The 24,817-nt window shown below is 58.6% G+C and carries 21 protein-coding genes; 5 read left to right on the forward strand and 16 right to left on the reverse strand.

The window, feature by feature from the left end:
* Positions 1-42: 42 nt before the first annotated feature.
* Positions 43-1,026 carry a fatty acid desaturase gene (locus AC2FNN_RS00900; RefSeq protein WP_496755952.1) on the reverse strand — a complete coding sequence of 328 codons (984 nt, stop codon included), beginning with the start codon at positions 1,024-1,026 and terminating at the stop codon, positions 43-45.
* A gap of 455 nt (positions 1,027-1,481) precedes the next feature.
* On the opposite strand from AC2FNN_RS00900, the gene AC2FNN_RS00905 reads away from it, so the two are divergent.
* Positions 1,482-1,904, forward strand: coding sequence for a hypothetical protein (locus AC2FNN_RS00905; protein ID WP_496755953.1), 423 nt, complete (start codon positions 1,482-1,484; stop codon positions 1,902-1,904).
* Positions 1,905-1,948: 44 nt separating this feature from the next.
* Here the strand turns inward: AC2FNN_RS00905 and der are convergent, their stop codons facing one another.
* The 3 genes from der to AC2FNN_RS00920 are packed head-to-tail and all read right to left on the reverse strand — an operon-like array spanning position 1,949 to position 5,500.
* Positions 1,949-3,412, reverse strand: a complete 1,464-nt coding sequence (gene der / locus AC2FNN_RS00910; RefSeq protein WP_496755955.1) for a ribosome biogenesis GTPase Der — start codon at positions 3,410-3,412, stop codon at positions 1,949-1,951.
* A 49-nt stretch (positions 3,413-3,461) separates the two neighbouring features.
* On the reverse strand, positions 3,462-4,784 hold the full coding sequence (locus AC2FNN_RS00915; RefSeq protein ID WP_496755956.1) for a PQQ-like beta-propeller repeat protein: 1,323 nt from the start codon (positions 4,782-4,784) through the stop codon (positions 3,462-3,464).
* A gap of 44 nt (positions 4,785-4,828) precedes the next feature.
* Positions 4,829-5,500 carry a hypothetical protein gene (locus AC2FNN_RS00920; protein WP_496755958.1) on the reverse strand — a complete coding sequence of 224 codons (672 nt, stop codon included), beginning with the start codon at positions 5,498-5,500 and terminating at the stop codon, positions 4,829-4,831.
* A 225-nt stretch (positions 5,501-5,725) separates the two neighbouring features.
* On the opposite strand from AC2FNN_RS00920, the gene AC2FNN_RS00925 reads away from it, so the two are divergent.
* Complete coding sequence (locus AC2FNN_RS00925) at positions 5,726-6,952, forward strand: efflux RND transporter periplasmic adaptor subunit (RefSeq protein ID WP_496755959.1); 1,227 nt, start codon at positions 5,726-5,728, stop codon at positions 6,950-6,952.
* The gene (locus AC2FNN_RS00930; RefSeq protein ID WP_496755961.1) at positions 6,949-10,737 is read left to right on the forward strand and encodes an efflux RND transporter permease subunit; all 3,789 of its coding nucleotides are present in this window, start codon (positions 6,949-6,951) and stop codon (positions 10,735-10,737) included. Before AC2FNN_RS00925 ends, AC2FNN_RS00930 begins: the two co-directional genes overlap by 4 nt.
* 44 nt (positions 10,738-10,781) lie before the next feature.
* On the opposite strand, the gene AC2FNN_RS00935 is transcribed toward AC2FNN_RS00930, so the two are convergent.
* The 3 genes from AC2FNN_RS00935 to AC2FNN_RS00945 are packed head-to-tail and all read right to left on the reverse strand — an operon-like array spanning position 10,782 to position 14,494.
* Positions 10,782-11,180: a DUF2147 domain-containing protein gene (locus AC2FNN_RS00935; protein ID WP_496755962.1), complete on the reverse strand. Its 399-nt coding sequence runs from the start codon at positions 11,178-11,180 to the stop codon at positions 10,782-10,784.
* A gap of 57 nt (positions 11,181-11,237) precedes the next feature.
* Positions 11,238-13,061 (reverse strand): ABCB family ABC transporter ATP-binding protein/permease, encoded by a 1,824-nt coding sequence (locus AC2FNN_RS00940; RefSeq protein ID WP_496755964.1) that lies wholly within the window; start codon positions 13,059-13,061, stop codon positions 11,238-11,240.
* 59 nt (positions 13,062-13,120) lie between these two features.
* Positions 13,121-14,494, reverse strand: a complete 1,374-nt coding sequence (locus tag AC2FNN_RS00945) for a LysM peptidoglycan-binding domain-containing protein (RefSeq protein ID WP_496755965.1) — start codon at positions 14,492-14,494, stop codon at positions 13,121-13,123.
* A 127-nt stretch (positions 14,495-14,621) separates the two neighbouring features.
* Between AC2FNN_RS00945 and AC2FNN_RS00950 the strand changes: the two genes are divergently transcribed.
* Entirely contained in the window at positions 14,622-15,173 is a 552-nt protein-coding gene (locus AC2FNN_RS00950; RefSeq protein WP_496755966.1) for an LOG family protein, read from the forward strand.
* 43 nt (positions 15,174-15,216) lie between these two features.
* Here AC2FNN_RS00950 and AC2FNN_RS00955 read toward each other — a convergent pair whose 3' ends face one another.
* The 3 genes from AC2FNN_RS00955 to AC2FNN_RS00965 form a co-directional block, all read right to left on the reverse strand.
* Positions 15,217-15,678 (reverse strand): baeRF12 domain-containing protein, encoded by a 462-nt coding sequence (locus tag AC2FNN_RS00955; protein WP_496755968.1) that lies wholly within the window; start codon positions 15,676-15,678, stop codon positions 15,217-15,219.
* A 219-nt stretch (positions 15,679-15,897) separates the two neighbouring features.
* Positions 15,898-16,776, reverse strand: coding sequence for a metallophosphoesterase (locus AC2FNN_RS00960; protein ID WP_496755969.1), 879 nt, complete (start codon positions 16,774-16,776; stop codon positions 15,898-15,900).
* 4 nt (positions 16,777-16,780) lie between these two features.
* Positions 16,781-17,380: a superoxide dismutase gene (locus AC2FNN_RS00965; protein WP_496755970.1), complete on the reverse strand. Its 600-nt coding sequence runs from the start codon at positions 17,378-17,380 to the stop codon at positions 16,781-16,783.
* Positions 17,381-17,480: 100 nt separating this feature from the next.
* Between AC2FNN_RS00965 and AC2FNN_RS00970 the strand changes: the two genes are divergently transcribed.
* Positions 17,481-18,242, forward strand: a complete 762-nt coding sequence (locus AC2FNN_RS00970) for an FkbM family methyltransferase (RefSeq protein WP_496755971.1) — start codon at positions 17,481-17,483, stop codon at positions 18,240-18,242.
* A gap of 33 nt (positions 18,243-18,275) precedes the next feature.
* Here AC2FNN_RS00970 and AC2FNN_RS00975 read toward each other — a convergent pair whose 3' ends face one another.
* The 6 genes from AC2FNN_RS00975 to AC2FNN_RS01000 all read right to left on the reverse strand — a co-directional run bounded on the left by AC2FNN_RS00975 (position 18,276) and on the right by AC2FNN_RS01000 (position 24,749).
* The gene (locus tag AC2FNN_RS00975; RefSeq protein ID WP_496755973.1) at positions 18,276-18,722 is read right to left on the reverse strand and encodes a hypothetical protein; all 447 of its coding nucleotides are present in this window, start codon (positions 18,720-18,722) and stop codon (positions 18,276-18,278) included.
* 14 nt (positions 18,723-18,736) lie between these two features.
* Positions 18,737-19,219, reverse strand: coding sequence for a hypothetical protein (locus AC2FNN_RS00980; RefSeq protein WP_496755975.1), 483 nt, complete (start codon positions 19,217-19,219; stop codon positions 18,737-18,739).
* Between the two features lie 239 nt (positions 19,220-19,458).
* Positions 19,459-20,025: a sarcosine oxidase subunit gamma gene (locus AC2FNN_RS00985; RefSeq protein ID WP_496755976.1), complete on the reverse strand. Its 567-nt coding sequence runs from the start codon at positions 20,023-20,025 to the stop codon at positions 19,459-19,461.
* The gene (locus AC2FNN_RS00990; protein WP_496755977.1) at positions 20,018-23,032 is read right to left on the reverse strand and encodes a sarcosine oxidase subunit alpha family protein; all 3,015 of its coding nucleotides are present in this window, start codon (positions 23,030-23,032) and stop codon (positions 20,018-20,020) included. Before AC2FNN_RS00990 ends, AC2FNN_RS00985 begins: the two co-directional genes overlap by 8 nt.
* Positions 23,033-23,099: 67 nt before the next feature.
* Positions 23,100-23,429, reverse strand: coding sequence for a sarcosine oxidase subunit delta (locus tag AC2FNN_RS00995; RefSeq protein WP_496755978.1), 330 nt, complete (start codon positions 23,427-23,429; stop codon positions 23,100-23,102).
* Positions 23,430-23,504: 75 nt separating this feature from the next.
* Complete coding sequence (locus tag AC2FNN_RS01000) at positions 23,505-24,749, reverse strand: sarcosine oxidase subunit beta family protein (RefSeq protein WP_496755979.1); 1,245 nt, start codon at positions 24,747-24,749, stop codon at positions 23,505-23,507.
* Positions 24,750-24,817: the final 68 nt, after the last annotated feature.

Consider the following 24,817-nt stretch of genomic DNA (forward strand, 5'->3'; position numbering starts at 1 on the left):
CATATCCGCAAGTTCAGCACTTGCCTTCTCGGAACCAACGGATCAGCTATGCGCCAGCCCAGCGGTTCGGTCATTTTTCGGGAACGGCACGAGGCGTTTGGCATCCTCATCCCAAAGCTTGAGGTTCAAAGCCGCTACAGCCTCGGGGAATTTGATCCGACGAGGCGTGAATTCAGGCGGCAGATTATAGTGGCAGGCCCGCAACCGGTACGATGGGATACGCGCGTTGTAATGGTGGATGTCATGTAACGTGATACAGGCGACGGCGGTATCGAACCACCATCCGAAATCCAGTGCGGAAGATCCATGCAACGCTGCGGTCTGCGGGTTCAGGTCAGGGCGGCGATCCCAATAGGTATCTTCAAAATTGTGTTGCAGATACACGAGAAACACACCCAGCATTCCACCCAGAAAAGAAAACACCAGCCAGACCAGAATACCGGTCATGCCCGCCACCAGGTACAACAGGCCCAAAAATACGATGATCGATGCATTGTGCAGCAAGACGCCTGTGACACCGAAACGAACAGTGTTCTTGGGCCAGCGATAGCGAATGAAATATGTGAACAGCGCACCGACCGGCACAAGGATGAAAGGGTTTCGATACAACCTGTAAAACAAACGGGTTTTCCAGTCCGCGTCCTGCCATTCCCGCAATGTCATCGTGTGAATTTCGCCGGTCTCACGATGTTCGAGGTTTCCGATCCCCGCGTGGTGCAGATTGTGGTTCTGTTTCATCACCTCGAACGGTGCAAAGGTGAATGGCGAAAGACCATGCCCGGCCCATTCGTTCTGCGTTCGCGTTTCAAACAGCGAATGGTGCCCGCAATCATGTTGCAGCACATAAAGGCGCACTGCCGAAAAGGCGAAGACGATCCCGGCCGGGATCATGATGTACCAGCGATCCACGAATACGATCGCCAGAGACAGCGATGCAAAATACACCGCAAACGTGCCGAAATAGCTCAGTGCAGCCAATCTGTTGTCCTGAACTGCATAGTATCTTGTGTATTCCCTCAGATCCATCCAGTCCGCTCCCCACGATGGCCCTGTTATAATCTGTTCAAAATCCAGGCGCGGATTGACCGCGTGAAAACAATGCATGCGCTGACAGATGCACACACGTGAATGCTAGCGCGCTGAACAAGGGCTGTCACGCCCCCAGAGCGAAAACGCTGAATATTGACGCAGTTACGCGCTTGCGTGACGATCACCAGCGCCGAATAACGCGCCATGGCAAGTGGGAAGCGCCCGGGAAAACAGCCCCACAATGTCGCGGAACGCTTCAGCAGTATTCAAAAACCTCCCCTTGAGTTGACGCGCGGAAGCTCCCGATCAGAATAACAACCCTAATTTTCAGGTCCATTGATTGATTTTTTCAAGAATAATAATGCCGTTTGCGCCATCGATCTGCGTCTCGCTTGCGGGATGCATATATAACGGTTTCGGCACCTCGTCCTCTGTCGCCATCGTGACTGGCAATGCAGTCGTGCACGAGCTGTGCGGTCGCCGGCTGCACCTCGATTCAGGACCGCAGTTTGGTCTATGGGGAACGCAGCGGCGTGACCATCGCCTTGCGCTCTGATCCTGCCAAGGCGCCGCCGGTCGAAGTCAATGCAGGTGTACAGCGCCGCGTGACAACGCTGGTTCCGCCCATATCGCGCAATCAAAACAAACGACCCAATGATGAGGCGGTCAGTTTGGTTTCGACATTTGACCTGACCTATGACAATGCCGACGCTTCCAAAGGTCTTTTCGGAGGTCGGACGCGAATTGCATCGATCTTTACGACCGGCTCAGCCGCGACCGAACTGGCAACGGCCATTGAACAGGGCAATGGGACGTCAGAGGGTATCGCCAATGCCGCAGAAGCGAACCGCGCATTCGTCCTTGGGCACGATTAAGTCAACCTGCCTGTGCCATCAAAGCCCTGAGTCTGGTGCGCAGCTTACCCGCGCCCCTTCAGATGCTTGGCCAATGCGCCCGCGTTTTTCTTGCGCCGACCCTTGTAGGGGTTCTTGTCCCCCTGCCCGCGCAGTGTCAGGCGGATCGGTGTTCCGGGCATGTCGAAATCCTGCCGTAAACCGTTCACCAAGTAACGGGTATAGCTTTCAGGCATTTTGTCGGGATGCGAACACATCACCACGAACCCCGGGGGTCGGGTCTTGGCCTGCGTCATGTAGCGCAGTTTGATCCGGCGTCCCTGTGGGGCTGGCGGCGGGTGTTGCTCCAGCATGGCCGTCAACCAGCGGTTCAGAGCGGCAGTCGGCACCCGGCGGTTCCAGACGTCATGGGCGCGCAGGATCGCGTCGCGCAAACGCTCCAAACCCCGGCCCGTCTTGGCGGAAACCGTGATCAGCGGCGCGCCGCGAAGTTGCGGCAGCAGCCGGTCAAACGACTCTTTCAACTCGCGCAGCTTTTCCTGTTTGTTGTCTTCGATGTCCCATTTGTTGACGGCGACGACAACGGCCCGGCCTTCGCGCTCGGCCAAATCGGCAATCCGCAGGTCTTGCTGTTCAAACGGGATCGCGGCGTCCAGCAACACAACGACGACCTCGGCAAATTTTACTGCGCGCAGACCGTCCGACACGGAAAGCTTTTCCAGCTTTTCCTGTACTTTTGCCTTCTTGCGCATCCCTGCGGTGTCAAAAATCCGCATCGGCGTGGTTTGGCCGTCCGGGTCAGCCCAGTCGATTCGCAAGCTGATTGCGTCACGCGTGATCCCAGCCTCTGGCCCCGTCAACAGACGGTCTTCGCCAATGATCTTGTTGATCAAGGTGGATTTTCCAGCATTCGGACGCCCCACCACCGCAACCTGCAAGGGCTTGGCCGAGGTAATCAGTGGCGTCTCGCCCTCACCGTCTTCGTCCAGTTCAATGTCCGTTTGCGGGGCCTCCTCGACCTGTTTTTCCTCTGCCGCATCCGCCAGAGGCATCAGCTGCGCATACAGGTCCGTCATCCCTTCACCGTGTTCGCCCGACAAGCGGACCGGTTCACCCAGACCAAGATTGTAAGCTTCCAGAACACCCGCATCCGCGGCATTGCCTTCGGCCTTGTTGGCCGCAAGGATCACGTGCTTGGACCGTTTGCGCAGGATCTCTGCGAACATTTCATCCGTAGGTGTCACACCCACGCGTGCGTCGATCATGAACAGGCAGACATCAGCCATGTCCACGGCACGTTCCGTCAGACGGCGCATCCGCCCCTGAAGGCTGTCATCCGTCGCATCCTCAAGACCCGCCGTATCAATCACTGTAAAGCGCAGATCGCCCAGACGCCCTTCGCCTTCGCGCAGGTCACGCGTCACGCCGGGCTGGTCGTCGACCAGGGCCAGACGTTTGCCCACAAGGCGGTTGAACAGGGTGGATTTGCCCACATTCGGGCGCCCCACGATGGCGAGGGTCAGCGACATGATACTCAACTTTCAAGACTCAAGAAGCGCCCTTTAGCGCATCTTGCCGTCAACGGAAAGCGTGTAGATCCCCCTTGGAGGAAACGACATACAGCGTTTGCCCGGCAACAACCGGTGCCGTAGTAGCACCTCCGGGAACTTCGATCTGGTGAACCAGTGCTCCGTTAACCGGATTGAAGAAGCGCAGATACCCGTCATTGGACGCAATCACAAGACGGCCCCCGGCCAGGATCGGACCGTAATGCGCAAAGATCGGTCCGCGGCGGCCTCGCTTGTCCTTGACAAAGCTTGGCAGATCCTGCGCCCAGATGACCGAGCCATCGGCCGCATTCAAGCGCACCAGCTGACTGCGGTCACTGATCAGGAAGATACTGTTGCCTGCGGGCCAGACAGTGTCGACCGCACCTTCATCGGCGGTCCAGCGACGTTCACCGGTGGCGGCGTCAAAGGCGACGGTCCGGCCAGAATGGTTGCCGATATAGATTGTGTTTCCGACAACCATCGGACTGCCGGTCACGTCAACGATCTGCGCGGCGGCCCGTCCCCGCCGCCCGCCAGCGACCGAGGCATTCCAGCGACGGATGCCCCCACGGCGGAAGGTGGCCGCAACATCGCCGGACCCGAATGCAAACACAGCCAGGTCCGAGGCAATCACCGGTGCCGGTGCACCCAGAACGTTACCGACGCTGGGCGTGCCTTCGATTTGCCAGGCGATACGCCCATCCTTGGTGTTGATGGTCCACCCGGTTTCGTCCCCCGCAACCAGGTACAACAACCCGTCATTGACCATCGGAGAGCCGCTTCCGGTTGCATCCAATCGCTTCTGCCACCGCACGGCACCCGTTTTTGCATCCAATGCGGTCAGTCGCCCGAACCCGGACGAGACGTAGAGAACGCCGTTTGAATACGCCATGCCGCCACCCGTGGCGTCTGCATCGCCATCGCTTGGCGGAACCAGATCGGTATCCCAGGCCAACTGGCCCTGCGGCGTAACCGCTGAAACGGTCGCCCCCGCATCCAGCGTAAAGATCAACCCGCCCGCGACCACCGGTTCGGCGGTGATACGTTGCTTGCGCGAGTCGCCCTGCCCGATCGACACGGACCAGATCCGCTGTGGCGTTGCACGCAGTGCCGCGTTCGTGGTTCGGTAAGCAGCCGTCCCCGGGCTTTGTGGCCAGCTGGCATTCGCCTTTTGAGCTGGCAGGCTGATGGGCTGAGAGCCGCTCTTTTCCACTGTTTCCAGATCAGACGCCGGACGGATGTCTTCACGTTCTCCGGGCAAGATCGCTTCAGGGGGTTCACAGGCAGTCAATGCGGTCAAAGCCAGTGCCGCAACCGGCAATCCCGCGCGGGAAATTAGTCTTGTTACCATGGTGTTCCGAACTCGCCTGTCATTAAGTCTTTTGTCCCGCCTGGTCAGCCCTGTTGCGCCACCAATGGCTCGGGTTCGCCGCCCAACGCGACTATCAGCTGGGCCGCACGCTGTTGCAGATCAATGCCGACGTCGGCGTCCTGACGCAGCGCCTGCAAGCGGTCCAGCGCTGCATCGATATTGCCCTCGGACACGTCGATCAGGGCCAGTTGTTCTTCAGCCAGCAGTCGAAGGGGCGCACCCGGTGCAGCCAGCGCTTCGAACTGTTGTCGACGGTCGGCGGCGGGCAAGGTGTCGCTTTGCAACAACAGCGCCTTGAAGCTTGCGATCGCACGATAGATTTCGGGCAAATCCCCCTGCACGGCAACCGCGTTCAGACTGTTGACCGCCTCTTCGCGCGATCCTGCTTCAAGCTGAGACGCAGACAGCAGCATGTTCACAACAGCATTCCCGCCCGGCGACTGCGCCTCGGTATCCCGCAAACCGGCTGCCCGTGCATCAGAATCGTTTTCCGACAGAGCCGCCAGAATCGAGTCACCCAGATCCTGCGCCTGCGCCGTATCGCGGGATTTGCGGTATTCATTGAACGCCGCCCCGCCGACAATCAGCACGACCGCCGCCACGCCAACCCAGCCCCAGCGGCGCAGCAGCAGATACATCCGGTCACGGCGTACCTCTTCCGTGACCTCATCAATGAAACTGTCGGTGTCGCTCATTCCTGCCCCCTGGGCTGTGTGTCTTGCATAAGTGCGCCATGTCATACCCCGGCACCAACGCCAAGCCAAGGGTCCGATTTTGCGCATTTTCACCGCTTGGCTTCTCTCTTGCGAAAAAAACTAAACCGAACTATTCAGTTTAGTGTAGAAATTACACAGCCGACGCCCCATTTCATAGCGAGACGGCCGACTTTTGCTGGCACCGAATTCTAGGAGAAACACTGAATGCGTTTGATTTCTTTCATCAACGCCCTTCTGGTTATTGTTGCGTTGTATTTTCTTGTTTTTGAGCGCGACTCTTTGTTTGCTTTCGCCGGGCGCGGGGAAGCAGAAGAAGCGGTGCAGACCGAAGCCGTCGAATCCGACGAGACCGATATTGATGCCGTTGGCGTAGTCGCCCTGCGCTCGCAGGCGCGCGAAATTGACAGTGCGGTTCTGCTGCGTGGACAAACCAAGGCGAACCGGCAGGTCGAAGTTCTGTCTGAAACCACATCCACGGTCATTTCGGAACCCAAGCGCAAAGGTGCGTTTGTCGAGGCCGGGGATGTTCTGTGTGAACTCGACCCCGGCACGCGTCCGGCGCAACTGGCCGAGGCTTTGGCCGGCAAACTCGAAGCCGAAAGCCGCATTCCCGAGGCTGAAGCCCGCTTGCAAGAGGCGCATGCCCGTGTGGCCGAGGCCGAAATCAACCTGACGGCTTCGCGCAAGCTGGCGGAAACCGGGTTTGCTTCGGAAACCCGCCGGATTTCCAGCGAGGCTACGATGAGCACGGCCAAAGCAGGTGTAAAATCCGCCGAAGCCGAGCTGGAGGCGACCCGAGCCGGAATCGAAGCAGCCGCAGCCGCCGTCGAAGCCGCGCAGCGAGAGGTTGGACGCCTGACCATAAAGGCCCCGTTCAAGGGCCTGTTGGAAAGTGACACCGCAGAGCTGGGCAGCCTGATGCAGCCCGGATCGCTGTGCGCAACCGTTATTCAGCTTGATCCGATCAAACTGGTCGGGTTCGTGCCGGAAACCGAAGTTAACCGAGTTCAGGTGGGGTCCGAGGCATCGGCAACGCTGGTCACCGGTCGGCAGCTTGGCGGCCGCGTCACGTTCCTCAGCCGATCCGCAGATGAAACAACGCGCACGTTCGAAGTTGAAATCACGGTTCCGAACCCGGATCTGACCATTCGCGACGGTCAGACCGCAACCATCCGTATCGCAGCCGAAGGCACAAAGGCGCATCTGCTGCCGCAATCCGCCCTGACCCTGAGCAACGAGGGTCAATTGGGTGTGCGTACGGTCGGCTCCGGCAATGTGGTGGATTTCGTGCCTGTCCGCATTCTGCGTGACACGGCAGAGGGTGTCTGGGTCGACGGACTGCCCGAAACAGCCGACATAATCATTGTCGGACAAGAGTTCGTGACACGCGGTGTGACCGTTGCGCCGACCTATCGGGAAGCATCACAATGACCGGTGTTGTCGCATGGGCCGCTAATCGGGCCCGAATGGTTCTGGCATTTATCGCCATCTCGCTGGTTATCGGCGGATTTGCCTATGTCTCGCTTCCGAAAGAAGGCGAGCCGGATATCGAAATCCCTGCCCTGTTTGTATCAGTGCAGTTTCCCGGGATTTCCGCAGAGGATTCCGAAAACCTGCTGATCAAGCCGATGGAGACCGAATTGGCGGATCTCGACGGGCTCAAGGAAATGACATCGACCGCTGCCGAAAACTATGCGGGGGTCGCGCTGGAGTTTGACTTCGGTTGGGACAAGACCGCGATCATGGCCGATGTGCGTGACGCGATGAACACAGCTCAGGCGGACTTTCCCGAAGGTGCCGAGCAGTACTCTCTGACCGAGATCAACTTTTCCGAGTTTCCCATCGTCATTGTGAACCTGACCGGAGCCGTACCCGAACGCACAATGGCCCGTGTCGCCAAGGATCTACAGGACGATCTTGAGGCTCTGGATTCCGTTCTCGAAGCCGGTATCGCAGGCAATCGCGACGAGATGCTCGAGGTCGTGATCGACCCACTGCGGCTTGAAGCCTACAACGTGACTGCGGACGAGCTGATCAACGTAGTTCGGAACAACAACCAGTTGATCGCGGCCGGTGAAGTTGAAACCGCGCAGGGCACCTTCTCGGTCAAGATACCGTCGTCGTTCAAAACCGCACAGGATGTTTACGGCCTGCCCATCAAGGTCAACGGGGATCGGGTCGTCACCTTGGGGGAACTGGCGCAGATCAACTACACCTTTGAGGACCGCGAAGGGACAGCCCGTTTCAACGGTGAACCGACCGTCGCGTTGCAGGTGGTCAAGCGCAAAGGATACAACCTGATCGACACCGTCGCGCAGGTGAAGGAAACCATTGCACATGCAAAGACCAAGTGGCCGCCCGAGCTTCAGGCGGCGGTTGACCTGGGCACATCGAACGACCAGAGCCGCATCGTCGGCTCGATGGTCAGCCAGCTTGAAGGCTCGGTTCTGACCGCGATTGCGCTGGTGATGATCGTGGTTCTTGCCTCGCTGGGTACGCGGGCCGCCCTGTTGGTCGGTTTTGCGATCCCGACCTCGTTCCTGCTGTGTTTTGCGTTTCTGGCGGTCATGGGTGTCAGCATCTCGAACATCGTGATGTTCGGCCTCATCCTGGCGGTGGGGATGCTGGTGGATGGTGCCATCGTGGTGGTGGAATATGCCGACAAACGCATCAAGGAAGGCGTGGGCCCGATGCACGCCTATGTCGAGGCCGCCCAGCGCATGTTCTGGCCCATCGTGTCCTCGACCGCAACGACACTCTGCGCGTTCCTGCCCATGTTGTTCTGGCCCGGTATTCCCGGTGAGTTCATGGGAATGCTGCCGGTCACGCTGATCTTCGTTCTGTCGGCGTCGCTGATCGTGGCGCTGATCTATCTGCCGGTCATGGGTGGTGTGTCCGGTAGGCTGAGCCGCCTCTTCGATCGATCCTCGGTCTGGTTGCGGGCCCGCACGCCATGGTGGGTACGGGTGCTGATGGTGCCGCCATCGCTGTACATGATCTTTCTGGGTGCGATGCAGGTTCTGAACCCAAACTACCTGCTGCCCGGTGGCTCGATCGCCGGCGCCCTGCTGTTCCTGTTCGGGGCGTTTGCCGGGTCCGTTACCCTGAGCGCGGCCAAAATTGAACGCGCCGAAGAGGACCACGTTCATACGGCGGACGAACACACGTTTTTTGGCCACGTCGTTCGGTTCCTTGTCGGCAATCCGATCATGCCGATCGTTTCCCTGCTGACGGTTTTCACGGCGGTGTATTTCGTGGCCTTCGTCTGGTTCCCTCAGGAATCCCGCGGGGTTGAATTCTTCGTGGAAAGCGAACCTGAACAGGCCACCGCATATGTGCGTGCCCGCGGGAACCTGTCGCTGGCGGAAAAAGACGCGATGGTTCTAGCCGCCGAAGAGATCATCGGAACTCACCCTGCGGTCATCAACGTCTTTGCCTTTGCGGGCGAAGGTGGCCTGAACCAGAATAACGGTGGTGCTCAGGCGCCGGCCGATACAGTGGGCCGGGTTCAGTTCGAGATCATCCCCTGGGAAGACCGCCCCAACGTTTCGGAATCGGCCCTGTGGGGCCTGTTCGAACGGCACTTCGTGGCGCCCGAATATGATGGCGACTTCGTGATTGATGAGCTGAATGCCCAACTTGCAACGATCCCTGGCATCATCGTCGAGATTTTGCCATTGGAGCAAGGCCCTGCTTCGGCCAAGCCTGTGCATCTGCGCATCAAGGGTGACGGGTGGGAGGACCTGACCACGGCAGCGATCACCGCCCGCGAGGTTTTCGACACCACGCCGGGCCTGATCAAGACCGAAGACACCCTGCCCCTGCCCGGCATCGACTGGCAGATTGACGTGGATGTCGCCAAGGCCGGCCGGTTCGGGGCCGACGTGGCAACCGTCGGCGCCATGGTCCAGTTGGTCACGCGCGGCATATTGCTGGGCGAGATGCGCCCGGACAGCAATGACGAAGAGATCGAAATTCGCGTTCGTCTGCCCGAAGAAGACCGCGTTTTGTCAACACTGGATACGCTCAAGGTCCGTACCCCAGACGGATTGGTGCCCTTGTCGAACTTCGTAACGCGCAAACCCGTGGCCAAGCTGGCCGAGATCAACCGCGTCGACCAGCAGCGATACTACGACGTCAAAGCGGATGTCGAACCGGGGTTGAGCAAGGTCGTGACCGAAGGCCCCGATGGAAAACAGGTGCGGCTGGCGGTCATGCGTGAAGTGACGGAAGGCTACACACCGACCGGCACCGTTCTGAATGATACGGGTGGAAAGTCATATGAACTGGTTCAACTGACCGGCGCAGAAAGCGTCGACCAGCTGCGCAGCGCAATCGAAGACGGGGACGCACAGTTTGCGCTGATCAACCCGAACGAGCGAATTGCGGTGCTGACGGAATGGCTGGAAACCGGCCCGTTCGCCAACGCGATCAGCTGGGAATGGACCGGTGATCAGGAAGAGCAGGAAGAATCCGGTGCCTTCCTGGTGAACGCGTTCATGGGCGCCCTGGGGCTGATGTTCGTGATCCTGCTGGCGCAGTTCAACTCGTTCTACAATTCGGTCCTGGTGCTGCTGGCGGTGGTTCTGTCCACCACCGGGGTTCTGATCGGCATGATCGTGATGGAACAGCCCTTCTCGATCATCATGACCGGGACCGGCATCGTGGCCCTGGCCGGTATCGTGGTGAACAACAATATCGTTCTGATCGACACCTATCAGGAATACAGCGCCTATATGCCGAGGATCGAGGCGATCATCCGCACCGCGGAATCCCGTATCCGCCCGGTGCTGCTGACCACTCTGACAACGATGGCCGGTCTTACACCGATGATGTTCGGCCTGTCGCTGGACTTCATCAATGGCGGCTATTCCATCGACAGCCCCACCGCATTGTGGTGGAAACAGCTGGCCACGGCGGTGGTCTTTGGCCTGGGCATTGCAACTGTTCTGACGCTGATCGTCACCCCATCGCTTCTGGCCTTGCGGGTCTGGGTGACAACCTATGCGATATGGCTCAGCCGAGTTCTGGCCCGTGTAACCGCAGGCCGGTCCAGCCAGATCGCGCAGGACATGGCGATTGGGCGCTCTGCCCGTCAGGTGCAGGCCACCGAAATCGTGTGGGAGGACGACACGCGTTCCGAAGAACCAGAACAGGACAGTCGATCAGATCAGTCTGGTCGCCCCTCTGGCCCGCCGCTGAAAGCTGCTGAATAAACGAAAAGGACCGGTATTCCCGGTCCTTTTTCATTTGGCCATCATCACAACCGGGACCACGTCTGATGTGCGCAAATGGCGTGTTCACATCCTTTGACCAGCAGCTTGTCCCCCTGCAACGTCATCTGTGGCACCGCATCCACGTTGATCAACGGGACCCAGAATTCGCCGCCGCCGTATTTTCCACCACCTTCACCGGCCACGTCCCAAAACAGTTTCTTACCGATATTCGGTGTTTGGACTTCCTTGCCTGAAGCGTCATAGGCCGAAAGGATCTGACCGCAGAACTTATCCCCACAAGCCGTGATTTTGATGTGCGAAATCAGGTTCTTGCGGTCAGGTTCAGTCTTCCAGACACCCACGATGGGATCGGCCGCCACAATGACGGGCAGACAAATCGCGAGCACTATAGACGATAGTCGTGATTTCAGTCGCTTCATCATCACAAGCACCCTCCTGATTTGTTGTATCCTACCATGTTTCGCCCCATGATTGGGTTTTCAGGCCGCTTCCCCGTCCGATTGCTGCCGATTCCACAATTGGGCATACCGCCCCGACCGCGCCAGCAACTGATCATGCGTGCCCTGTTCGATCACCTCGCCCGCTTCCAGAACCACGATCCGGTCAGCTTCGGCAATGGTGCTGAGGCGATGGGCAATGGTGATAACCGTACGACCCTCTCCTGCGCGCGCCAGCGCATCCTTGATGTCCTGCTCGGTATCGGTGTCCAGGGCCGAGGTCGCCTCGTCCAGCAACAGGATCGGCGGGTTCTTGAGCAAAGTCCTCGCGATGCCGACCCTTTGTTTTTCACCGCCTGACAGTTTGAGCCCCCTTTCACCGACCATAGTGTCATAGCCTTCGGGCAGCGAGGTGATGAAATCGTGAATTTGCGCAGCTCGCGCCGCGGCCTCGACCTCTTCCGGGGTGGCGTCGTCACGGCCATAGGCAATGTTGTACCGGATGCTGTCGTTGAACAATACCGTGTCCTGCGGCACAACGCCGATGGCCGCGTGCAGGCTGGTCTGCGTCACATCCCGCACATCCTGTCCGTCGATCTTCAAGGCTCCTTTGGTCACATCGTAGAACCGGAACAGCAGCCGCCCTATGGTTGATTTGCCAGACCCGGTTGCCCCCACGATGGCCACGGTCTGCCCGGCAGGAACGATCAACGAAACACCTTTGAGGATCTCCCTTTCAGGGTCATAGCCGAAATGCACATCGTCCAGCGTGACTTCGCCGCCATTCACCTTGAGGTTCGGCGCACAGGGTTTGTCGGTGACTTCGGCGGGCTGTTCAAGCAGGTCGAACATCTGGCCCATATCGACCAATGACTGCCGGATTTCCCGATAGACCGTCCCCAGAAAGTTCAGCGGCACGGTGATCTGGATCATGTAGGCATTGACCATGACGAAATCGCCCACTGTCAGGTTCCCGCCCTGAACCCCGATGGCCGCCAGAACCATCACACCGATCAAACCACAGGTTATCAGGAATGACTGGCCAAAATTCAGAAATGCCAGCGAATAAGCCGTCTTCAACGCAGCCCCGGCATAGGCTTTCATCGATACATCATATCGTTCAGCTTCGCGCGATTCGGCATTGAAATACTTGACGGTTTCGAAATTCAACAAGCTGTCGATGGCGCGCTGATTGGCTTCGGTGTCCTGATCGTTCATCTCGCGCCGAAGCTTCACCCGCCATTCGGTCACGGCAAATGTGAACCAGATATACAGACCGATCGTGACGGCGACGACCACCAGATACCAGACATCGAACAGCCACATCAGGATGATCGCCACCAGCAGCAGTTCCAGGATCAGTGGCCCGATCGAGAACAGCAGAAAGCGCAACAGGAACTCGACGCCTTTGACACCCCGTTCGATGATGCGGCTCAGCCCTCCGGTACGGCGGGACACGTGGTAGCGCATCGAAAGGTTGTGAATATGCCGAAAGGTCTCAAGCGCCAACGCCCGCAGGGCCCGTTGCCCCACGGGCGCAAAGGCCGCGTCCCGCAGTTGTTGGAAACCCACGGTCAGCATCCGCGCCACGCCATAGGCAACCGTCAGCCCGACCGCGCCCAGCGCCACCGGCGGCACGCCCTCATCTGCCAGGGCGTCAACCGCACCTTTGTAAAGAATCGGCGTATAAACCGCGATCAGCTTGGCCAGAACCAGCATGACCATGGCAATCACCACGCGGCGCTTTACCCACGGCTCATCCTGTGGCCAAAGATAGGGTGCCACTTTGCGGATCGTGCGCCAGCCCGAGCTTCGCTCGTCGCGCGGCGCCGTATCCTCCGGGGTCGTAGTAGGTGTTCGTCTCATCACGTACCTTAACTGCGGTCAGAGATTGACCCCGGCCCCGCTTGGGCCAAAGGCGATGCTTATTCAGGTATGGTGAAGACCTGCCCCGGATAGATCAGATCCGGATCGCGGATCAGGTCGCGATTGGCCTCGAACAGCCGTACATACAGGACTCCGTCGCCAAACCGGTCACGCGAGATGGCCCACAGCGTGTCGCCCCGTTGAACCGTAACCGAACGAATTACAGGTGCTTCCCCCTGCGCGTTGGCCTGGCTGGCCGCCACGGCGGCATCCAGCACTTCAACCGGCTCTCGCTTGAACGGCGTTTCGACCCGGCTGAGCACCGTCCCGTCCGTATTCACCGCATCCACGCGCAGCGTGTAGACACCCGGATCAATCCCCTCCAGATCGCTGCGCCAGGATCCGTCCTCTTTCGGGTCGAGATCGGCGATCAGACGATTGTTCAGGTACAGTCGAACGGCTGCACCGTCCTGCACACGTCCTGTCAACTGAACGTTGCCGGTGTCAGAATAACCGATTGTATCCAGTGCGATCTGATCGGGGGGCGTGTCCCGCACCACAGGCGGCTGCACCAGCTCAACCCCTTCTTCGCCGGACCGCAGCACCGCAATCTGCTGATCCGGTTCGGGTGTCTGTGTCGGCAAGTCGGCGGTTTGCGTTTCCTCGGCTTCCGGCACCGTGGTTTCGGTTCCGGTCACGTCGGTTTCTGGCGCTTGAACTTCTGTCGCCGTTTCGGGCTCAACGTCTGCATCGGCTTTCGCGATCGTGGCGTCTTCGGCATCGGCCGGCGTGTCCGGATCGGATGCTGGCGATTCTTCAGTTACAGGCGCTTCTTCGACCGGCTTTGGCAAAGCCGCGATCAGATAGTCGTCGGACTGTGTGATCCGATCGCCATCCTTGCTTTGCAGGACCAACCCCTGAGCCGCGTCGCTGAAGGGGATCGAAACGAATTCGGCGAACTGGCCGCTGCCGTCCACGGTAAAGCTGTGCAGGGGTTCTCCGTTCAGCAGCACCTCGATCCGGCTGCCGGGCTCGGCATCGCCGGACAACAGCGCCGTGCCATCCGGTTCAACAAAAATCTGATCCAGCGCCGGAGGGGCCGCTGGCTCGGGCGCGGTATCATCCGTCTTGGCAACGGCGGTATCCGCGTCAGAGGCGTCGGTCGCTTCACTTGTGTTCCCGGCAGGCTCGGTCGTGGGCCCTTCATCCGCAGGAGCCGCCTGTTCAGCCACTTCCGGTTCCGAAACCTGCGCATCCTGCCCTACAGGTTCCGGGGTTACGGCAGAGGCGGTTTCCTGCGGGGCGCTCGGCTCGGGCGCTTTGGTGAAGACGCCGGACAGATACAATCCACCCGCGCCCAATATCGCAACAAGACCCGCAATCACCCCCCAGATGAAATTGCCCGAGCTTCCGTTTCCCGATTTGGCGTCCATTATTTTCCTTTCACTCCGCCGGGCAAAAGCTTTGCGTTGAAAAGCTTTCCGACGGACAGTTGAGCCAATCTATCAATCCCGCTATCACGGGTCAAAACCCCTGACACAACCCCGGAGCCCCCCTTTGATGTCTCAGAAATCAGTCTGTGTGTACTGCGGGTCACGCAATGGAGCCGAGAAAGCTTATTCTGAAACTGCACGGCAGTTTGGCAGCCTGCTGGCGCAGGAAGGCTGGCGGCTGGTCTACGGAGCCGGAGATGTCGGTTTGATGGGTGAAGTGGCCCGCGCCGCGCAGAATGCCGGTGGTGAAACTTTTGGCGTCATTCCGGTACATCTGGTCAAGCGCGAGGTCGGAAAGACGGATCTGACCCATTTCGTGATCACCGAGACAATGCACGAGCGCAAGAAGGTCATGATCATGAACGCCGACGCCGTCGTGGTTCTGCCCGGTGGGCCGGGGTCACTGGACGAACTGTTCGAGGCGCTGACATGGCGCCAGCTTGGCCTGCATGACAAGCCAATCGTCGTGGTCAATGTGAATGGCTATTGGGACGCGTTGCACACATTATTGGACCAGGTGATCGGGCAAGGCTTTGCCGACACGTCTTTGGCGGATTTCATCACCTGGGTCGAAGACGCCGATACAGCCATGATGGCCTTGCGGGACAAACTGACCTGAGGATGGCAAACCGTGCGGGCGGTTGAACCGCCCGCCGCATTGATCAGGCCAGTCTGGCCTTGGATTGCAGACTGTGGCGCACCACCTGCTCGACCTTGTGCAAAGGATGATTGGTCAGGGTCTTGTTGACCTCGGCCACGACCTTTCCCAGCACCTCGCTGTGCAGCCGACGCCGCAACAGGCCCAGAACATGAGGGCTGGCCACCAGAACCAGCCGGTCATAGGCGCCTTTCAGCCCCTTGCGATTCAACAGATTCGCCAGATCCTGCACGAACAGAGATTTTGCGTGCGCCTTCCACGTGGGTTCTTCAATTGCTGATTTCTGATTTGGTCCGCCGTCGTTGCGACGACCTGCGCGGTCAGTCGGTTTTCCGGTCGGGCCGTCTTGTTCTTCGACAGCGACGACGACAAGGTTGGGATCGTCGGCATCAGTGATATTCTCCATCACCAACGCTTTCTCTCCATCTGCAACAATAACCCAAGTTCCCTGTGTAAGTGCAACCATTGCGATCTCCTGATTAGGTTGTGTTCTGGGTATCCCTCGACCTGCCGGACATGCGGGTTCGTTCACGCACGAACAGTGCGCAGCCCGATCATTGTTTGAAGTGATATGCAGTTCTCTCCCTCTGCCCTACAGAGATGTGTACTGGAAAGCAGCAAACAAGGTACCGTTATGAGGAAAGGGCACGTATCGGAGGGTTTTCACCGTCCGGTCATCAACCCTTTAGGCGGACATCTCGACAACGGTGATTTCGGGCGTCACGCCCAGACGAACCGGCAGGATCGAGCACCCGATACCGCCCGACACGACCAAATCACGCCCGCCTTCACGTACATGGCCATAGGCATAGCGATTGCCGAATTTCGATGGCACGACGGGCGACCAGCCGAATAGGCGTACCTGGCCACCATGTGTGTGGCCTGAAAGCGTCAAGGCCACCCGCCCGGGCACAGTGGGAAACACATCGGGCTCATGCGCCATCATCACAACCGGAGCGTCATCGGTGATCTGCGCCAGAGTACCTGCCAGATCGTCCAATCCCTGCGGCTTGCCGTTGCGCCAAATCGCCAGCTGATCCTCGAGCCCGGCCAGCCAGATGCCCTGAGCTTCGAGCTTGATCGCGGCGTTGGACAACACCGAAATGCCGTTCTGTTCCAGAATTTCGACATAGCGATTGGGCCCGGATCCGCGCCGCTGTGCCGGCCTGTCATCCCACCAGTCGTGATTGCCCAGAACGGCAAAGACACCATTCTTCGCCTCAAGACCGGCAAGCGCAGGGGCCAGGTCCTGCATCTTGACCGTGTCCGAGACACCTTTGTGGCTTGCAAAGAAATCACCCAACAGCAGGATCACGTCCGGAGCCAGCGCATTGGTTCGGCGGACCACCTGCTTTACGCGGTTCAGGCCGACATAGGGTTCGCCGACATGCATATCGGACAGTACGGCGATTCTGAGCGGCGGCGCTGTCCAGTCGTCCCGCTGAATGCGCCATTTGCGCACGCGCAACCGAACCGCGGGTTCAATGATGAACCCGTAGGCGGCCGTGACAAGGCCTGCCAGCGTCACCGCCAGCAGGCCCTTTATGAACCGACGTCGGTTCAATACGTTACATCCGCGATGCGACGTTTTCCCAGTTCACCAGATTGTCGAGGAAGTTCGACAGGTAGGCCGGGCGCTTGTTGCGGAAGTCGATGTAGTAAGAGTGTTCCCAAACGTCACAACCCAGCAGAGCGGTCTGACCGAAGCACAGTGGGTTCACGCCATTCTCGGTCTTGGTGACGGCCAGCGAGCCGTCAGCGTTCTTGACCAGCCACGCCCAGCCCGAGCCGAACTGACCGGCGCCAGCGGCGCTGAACTGCGATTTGAATTCGTCAACTGAGCCAAAGCTTTCGGTCAGAGCTTTTTCCAGCTCGCCAGGCATGGCGCTTGCGCCCGGGCCCATCATTTCCCAGAACTGGTTGTGGTTCCACAGCTGGCTGATGTTGTTGAAGATACCGTTCTGCGCCACAGCGTTTGCGTCATAGGTTCCAACGATGATCTCTTCCAGCGACTTGCCGTCCCATTCAGTTCCGGCGATCAGCTTGTTGCCATTGTCGACATAGGCTTTGTGGTGCAGATCGTGGTGATATTCCAGTGTTTCCGCAGACATACCCTTGGCTGCCAGCGCGTCATGTGCATAAGGAAGATCAGGAAGTTCAAAAGCCATGTCGGCCCCCTGTATAAATTTGAGTTGCGGTTCCCAAGGTTAAATGCTTTGGCAGCCGCCGCAGGTCAAGGGCCGAGACAAGAAAACCCGGAGGCAGGCGATGCTGACACAGGCGCGCAAGATGTTCTACCGCGCCCGCGGATATTATGCGGGCAATCTGAACGGCGAGCCCTTTCGTCTAGACCCGTACCATTCGAAATTCTGGCGCAAGGCCACTGCGGGCGCTTGGGAGCCTGAAACATTTGCCGTGATGGACCGGTATCTTTCGCCTGAAAGCGATTACCTGGATATAGGCGCATGGATCGGGCCCACAGTTCTTTATGGTGCGCGCAAGGCACGCCATGTCTGGTGCTTTGAGCCCGACCCCACGGCGTTCCGCCATCTGGCCTGGAACCTCGACCTGAATGAAATTCATAACGTTTCGGCTTTGGGTGTCGCGCTGTCGGATAAGTTCGGTGTCGCCCGCATGGCCTCGGTTCGTGGAGAGCCCGGAGATTCTACCAGCTCCCTTCTGCACGACGGCGCGCATGGGTCTGATGCGCTGACGATCGCCTGGGACCAATTCGCCGCAGTGAACGATCTGTCCGCCGTGTCCTTGGTAAAGATGGATATCGAAGGCGCCGAATTTTCGGTGCTGCCGACACTGGTGCCGTGGCTGAAGCAACAGCGCCCTGCCCTTTATCTTTCAACACATGCGGGACTGTTAGATTCGAAGACGCGGTTGGATCGTATGGAGAAATTGGCTGAGCTTCTTGCATTTTACCCAACCTGCCGAACCAGCGACGCGACCGGAACCGGATTACAGTGCTTTACCGACGCCTCGGCACTCTCCGGGTTCAAAACTTTTTTGCTGACCGGCTGAAACCCTCGAACAGGGATTCAACCGATCCGCCTCTCAATACAAATTCAGCGACGAGACGGGCTTACACGCCCCGCTGCCGCTTGGTCGGTTTGTCGCGTTCGCTTGCGGGAAACTGGCGCGGAGCTTTAAATTGCTGGTATTGGGATCGAATGTTGCCGTGTAAGCAACCCTGTAGCTACCCGACACTTTAGCCTGTAGTGTCAAGTGCCACGACAAACGATATTCACCTTTTCGCGTTACTTTGAATTTCGTGTCAGCCGGGGTTTCTGGGGAAATGCCTGCTTGTTCATTCGAAGCGCGTATTACACCATCGAAAGCTCGGGCGCGTTTGTTTTCGCTATCCACACTCAGATAAACCTTGGGAGGAATCCATCCCCTTCCTTCAATGCTATGAAGATCACATGCGTAGGTCTTGACATCAGCCTGCGCAGTCGCCGCAAACATCCCGGCGATCAGAACAAAAACTGAAAGCTTCATCATACCAATCCCACGTTTCAAGAGGCCGGTACCACGATTGCTTTGCATTTTCCTTTCGCAAAGCCGTCACGTGGCAGGTAGCTGGAAGTGGAGGTTGATTTAACAATGGCTTTCATTGTGTTCCGATTCAGATTCAGCGTAAATGTCAAATTTAGCAGGTCAATCGCATCGTAACGCGATTCATTCGTCGCGTATGTTCGCCCGCTAGCTGTATAAACATAATTCTGTGCGCCCCATCCAATCAAAAGTACTTTTGGGGAGTCGCGTTTCACTTCACCAGTGCTGAACTTGGTGTCAATCTTGGGGATGTCTACTTCCTGCAATAACGCTGAACGGCCAAGCCCATCTATTGAGAAGACAACGCGCTCAGGCGTCGGGCGATTAGCAATACCTTTGCCAAAACTACATTCAAAGCTTTCTCTGTACGTTTCGGAAATAACAACCGCGGGGAATGCAAAAACGGTCGAGGCGCAAAATGCGACTGCCTTGATAAAATTCATTAAACGATCAAGCTCCTGAAAACTGTTTTTGATTAACTTTAAAATACTTAGAGTTCAGGCTGTCCACATGCAATACGCGAATTTCAGTTAATTTTCTCTGATTATGAGTGTGACACTCACATATCCAACACTGAACCAACAGAAAGCACTAACTTACAGATTTTGTATAGTAGGCTGTAAGCGTGAAAGAACCGCCCGCAGCTCGCGAACGGTTCAATTCTAACGCGCAATAGTTTTGTTCAGTAAACCCCAACGTCACTGCCCGGTTGCGCCGCCACCTTGAGCAGCTTGAACACGTAATCCGCAGCGGAACGGAAGCAGACCACGCGGAAGGTCTGTTCATCATCCATCCAGAAAGCACCAGCCACCTGCGCCAGACGCGTGCGGCGGATCTGGCCGGGCTGGAAAGCATCCGCCGACAGATCGACAGGCGCGACCTTGCCCAGCACCTCTCTTGCGCTGGCACCAGAGACGCTGAAGACGGCGCGGGCATCCGAGACATTGACCGCCAAAGCATGGGTGCCGCTCAGGGCACCGACCATGTCGGCCAGTCTGGCTTCGACCTCCGCGTAAGGCACCAGAACCAGCAACTCGTCGGTCGACATCCAAGCCACGCCGGTATCGCCGGTCACAAGCGCCTCGCGCTGACCCGGCACTTTCTGACCGGTTGCATCCTTGACGGCCTTGGCCAGCACCTTGTCGGACAGATCACCACGCAGGGTGATCATGCCTTGCAGGCCGCATTCCTGGACCTTGGCGATGCCGTCATAGCTGGCGTGGTTCAGTGCGCTGATGGGTTCAGACATTCTGCTTCTCCCCGTCCTTATCGAAGAAGATCGGGTCCACGATCTTGGCTTTGTAGGTTTTGCCGTCGGTGCCTGGGAACTCGACGATCTCACCCATCCGATCGGGGCCGTGTTTGATCAGCCCCATGGCGATGCCCTTGCCCAGATTGGCCGAGTAATATGTCGACGTCACACGGCCGATCATGTTGCGCTGACCGTTGGCGTTGACACCTTCGCCCACCGCATAAGCACCGTCGGGAATGACAGAACCATCCACAGTCTCAAGACCGACCAGTTTCCAACGTTCGGGATCCGCCATGTGGCTGCGGGAATGGGCGCGTTTGCCCAGATAGTCCTCTTTCTTCTTGGACAGCGCCCAGTGCAGCCCCAGATCCTGCGGGATCACGGTGCCGTCGGTCTCGTCCCCGATCATGATAAAGCCCTTCTCGGCCCGCAGGATGTGCAGACATTCGGTGCCGTAAGGCATCACTCCGAACTCTTTTCCTGCCTCCATCAAGGCATCCCAGAATGCCTGACCCTGAGATGCGGGAACAGCGATTTCATAAGACAGCTCGCCCGAGAACGAAATGCGGTAGGCCCGGCAATCGAAGTCCCCGATCTTGCCATCGCGCCATTCCATGAAGGGCAGCGCCTCTTTGCTGACATCCATGCCGCCCAGTTTCTCAAGCACCTTGCGGGCGTTGGGGCCGACCACGGCGACCTGCGCGTATTGCTCGGTCACGTTGGCGACATAGACTTTCCAGTCCCACCATTCGGTCTGAAGCCATTCTTCCATGTGACCATGAATACGCTCGGCCCCGCCGGTGGTGGTGTGGCACAGCCACGTGTCCTCGTCGATGCGGGCGACAACGCCGTCGTCGATCAGAAAGCCGTTTTCCGAACACATCAGGCCATAGCGGCATTTGCCGACCTTCAGCGTGGACATCATGTTGGTGTACAACATGTCCAGAAACTTGCCTGCGTCGGGGCCTTTGACGATCAGTTTGCCCAGCGTCGAGGCATCCAGCAGGCCGAGGTTGTCGCGGGTGTTTTTCACCTCACGGTTCACGGCGTCATGCACGGATTCACCGGGGCGGACATAGGCATAGGTCCGGCGCCAGTGACCGACCGGCTCCCAGTCGGCGCCGTTCCTGTCGTGCCAGTTGTGCATCGGTGTCCGACGGATCGGCTGGAACACGTCACCGCGCGCCTCGCCCCCGATCGCACCCATCGAAATGGGCGTATAGGGCGGACGGAAGGTCGTGGTGCCGACCTTGGGAATCTCTGACTCAAGCGCATCAGCAAGGATAGCCAAGCCGTTGATGTTGCTCAATTTACCCTGATCTGTCGCCATGCCCAGCGTGGTGTAACGCTTGGTGTGTTCGACGCTTTCATACCCTTCGCGTGCTGCCAGCTGAACGTCAGACACTTTGACATCGTTCTGGAAGTCCAGCCAGGATTTCATGCGCAATTGAACTTCTGCATTTGCCGGCATGAGCCAGACTGCTTCCATCGGCGCTTCGACGGTTGTTTCCCCTGCGGGCGCCTTGGTGTTCTTGGGCTTGAAGCCAGCCGCCTTGGCAGCCGCCTTACCAGCGGCATGGGCGTCTGTCAGAACATCTTGCAACGCCAGAGGACCGTTGGACGCGCCAGCGGCAACAACAAACCCTTTGCCGTCGGCTCCCAGCGGCGGACGCTCGGGATCCGGCCGGAAATGCGCGTTCGCCTCATCCCAGATCAGCTTGCCCCCGCAATGGGACCACATGTGCACGACCGGAGACCAGCCGCCAGACATGGCGACCGCGTCTGACTCAACTTCTTCACGCGCGCCGCCAACGCCTTCCTGATTGCAGATGGCGACTTTCTTGACGCGCTTGCCGCCCTTGACCTTGGCAATGGCCCTGCCCGGATCAACGCGAATACCCAACTGGCGGGCTTCCTCTGCCAAAGGTCCGGCCGTTGCGCGTGCGTCAACAATGCGCAAAACATCCACACCTGCCTGTTTCAGGATAATCGCGGTGCGGTAGGCGTCATCATTGTTGGTGGCGACGATGACACGTTCGCCCGGGGTGACACCCCAGTTCACGACATAATCGCGCATGGCCGAAGCCAGCATCACACCCGGAACATCGTTGCCAGCAAAGGACAATGGTCGTTCAATTGCGCCGGTTGCAGTTACAATTTGCTTGGCGCGAATACGCCAGAGGCGATGGCGCGGGCCCTGCACGCCCGGCGTGTGGTCTGTCAGGCGTTCGTATCCCAACACATAACCGTGGTCGTAAACACCCGCGCCCATGCAGCGCGTGCGCATGATGACGTTGTCCATTGTTTCGAGTTCGGAAACCAATTGTTCCACGAACTTATCCACAGGCTCATCATTGACCGTGCCGCCGTCAACCGGAGCGCGACCGCCCCAATGCGCGGTCTGCTCGATCAGCAAGACCTTGGCGCCGGATTGTGCCGCCGCCTTGGCCGCCTGCAAACCAGCCACACCGCCACCGATCACCAGAACATCGGTAAAGGCGTAGAAATGTTCATATGTGTCGGCATCCCGGTTGTCTTTATCGGGCGCCTTGCCCAAACCCGCCGACTGCCGGATGAACGGTTCGTAGACGTGTTTCCAAAAGGGTTTGGGGTGGATGAAGGTCTTGTAGTAGAAGCCGGCCGGCAGAAACCGGGCAAAGGCCGTGTTCACCGCACCGATATCATATTCAAGGCTTGGCCAATGGTTCTGTGAAATCGCGGTCAGGCCGTTGAACACCTCGGTCGTTGTCGCGCGCTGGTTCGGTTCAAACCGGTTGCCCTGCCCCAGCCCGACCAGAGCGTTCGGCTCTTCCGCGCCGCTTGCGACGATACCGCGAGGGCGGTGGTACTTGAACGACCGACCAACCATCATCTGGTCATTGGCCAGCAGGGCCGAGGCAAGCGTATCCCCCTCATAGCCCTGCATCGACGTGCCGTTGAAGGTGAATGTGACCTTTTTCGACCGGTCAATCAGCCGGCCTTGTTTTGCGAGACGGGTGCTCATGTCGCGGACCTTTCGCATGTGGAGGTGTCAAAGCCTCCGGCGGGAGTATTTTTGAAAAGATGAAGCATCAGGAAAACTCTCTCCACGTCCAGCCGGGCCGTTTGGCAGTGATGGCATCCTTGATGTCTTGCGGCGGTTCGGAGGTCTGAGCCGTGTAGGTGCCAAACACTTCAAGCGTGCTTGTGCAGCGCGCGGCATGAAACCACTTGCCGCAGCCATTGGCATGCCGCCAGCGTTCGAAATGAACACCTTTTGGGTTTTCACGCATGAACAGATAGTCGTGGAATTCGTCATCGGACGAGCCCGGGCCGAAACGCTTCAGATGCGCTTCGCCGCCGGCGGCCAGTTCGGATTCTTCGGCGTCTACGCCGCAATAGGGGCAATTCAGGATTAGCATGTTGTCATCCTTTTGGCGGTCGGTCGGCGCGGGAGCCGACCTGAATTCTGTTTTCTGGCACCTTCGGGAATCTCCCTAATGCGCCACCCCGGCAGCCACGCTTTCGTCGATGAAGCGGCCTTCTTTGAAACGGTCCATCGAGAAGGCTTCGGTCAGCGGTGAATGGCCCGTCGCCATCAGCTGCGCCATCCCCCAGCCCGAGCCCGGAATCGCCTTGAAACCACCGGTGCCCCAGCCGCCATTGATAAAGCAGCCCTGCAACGGTGTTTTCGACAGGATGGGCGAGCGGTCACCGGTCATGTCCACGATCCCGCCCCACTGGCGCAGCATCTTGAGGCGCGAAATCATCGGGAAGGTTTCGACCAGCGCCCGCACCGTTTCCGCGATATGGTGGAAAGACCCGCGCTGCGTGAAGTTGTTGAACCCGTCGGTTCCCCCGCCGATCACCATTTCGCCCTTGTCGGATTGCGACATGTAGCCGTGCACGGTGTTCGCCATCACGACCACATCCATGCAGGGTTTGATGGGCTCGGACACCAGCGCCTGCAACGCGACGGCTTCCAGCGGCAGGCGGAAGCCCGCCATCTGCGCCAACTGACCCGAATGGCCCGCGACGACGATGCCCAGCTTGTCACAATCGATGGCACCCTTGGTGGTGTCTACGCCGACGACACGGCCATCCTGAGATCGGACACCCGTGACCTCGCATTGCTGGATGATATCCATCCCCATCGCCGAACAAGCTCGCGCATAGCCCCACGCCACAGCATCATGGCGCGCAGTGCCCCCGCGTTCCTGCCAAAGGCCGCCCAGAACCGGATATCGGGGGCCGTCCAGATTGATGATAGGCACCAGTTGCTTGACGCGCTCGGGGCCGATCCATTCCGTCTTCACACCTTGCAGCGCGTTGGCATGGGCCGTGCGCTGATAGCCGCGGATCTCGTGCTGGGTCTGCGCCAGCATGATGACACCGCGCGGGCTGAACATGATGTTGTAGTTCAGATCCTGGCTCAGGTCCTCATAAAGGCCGCGTGCTTTCTCGTAGATCGCCGCAGACGGGTCTTGCAGATAGTTCGAACGGATGATCGTTGTGTTTCGACCGGTATTGCCGCCGCCCAGCCAGCCTTTTTCGATAACCGCGACATTCTGGATGCCATAGTTCTTGCCAAGGTAATACGCGGTCGCCAGACCATGACCGCCAGCGCCAACGATGATGACGTCATAGCGCTTCTTGGGTTCGGGTGAGCGCCAGGCGCGCTCCCATCCGGTGTGATAGCGCAGAGCTTCCCGCGCCACAGCAAAGGCTGAATAGTGTTTCATGTGCGAATCCATCCGGTTCGGTGATTGGGCGCAGATATGCCGTGTGACGGCATTTTAACCCTGCCGTG

It is taken from the genome of Ruegeria sp. BHSA118 (assembly GCF_059613405.1).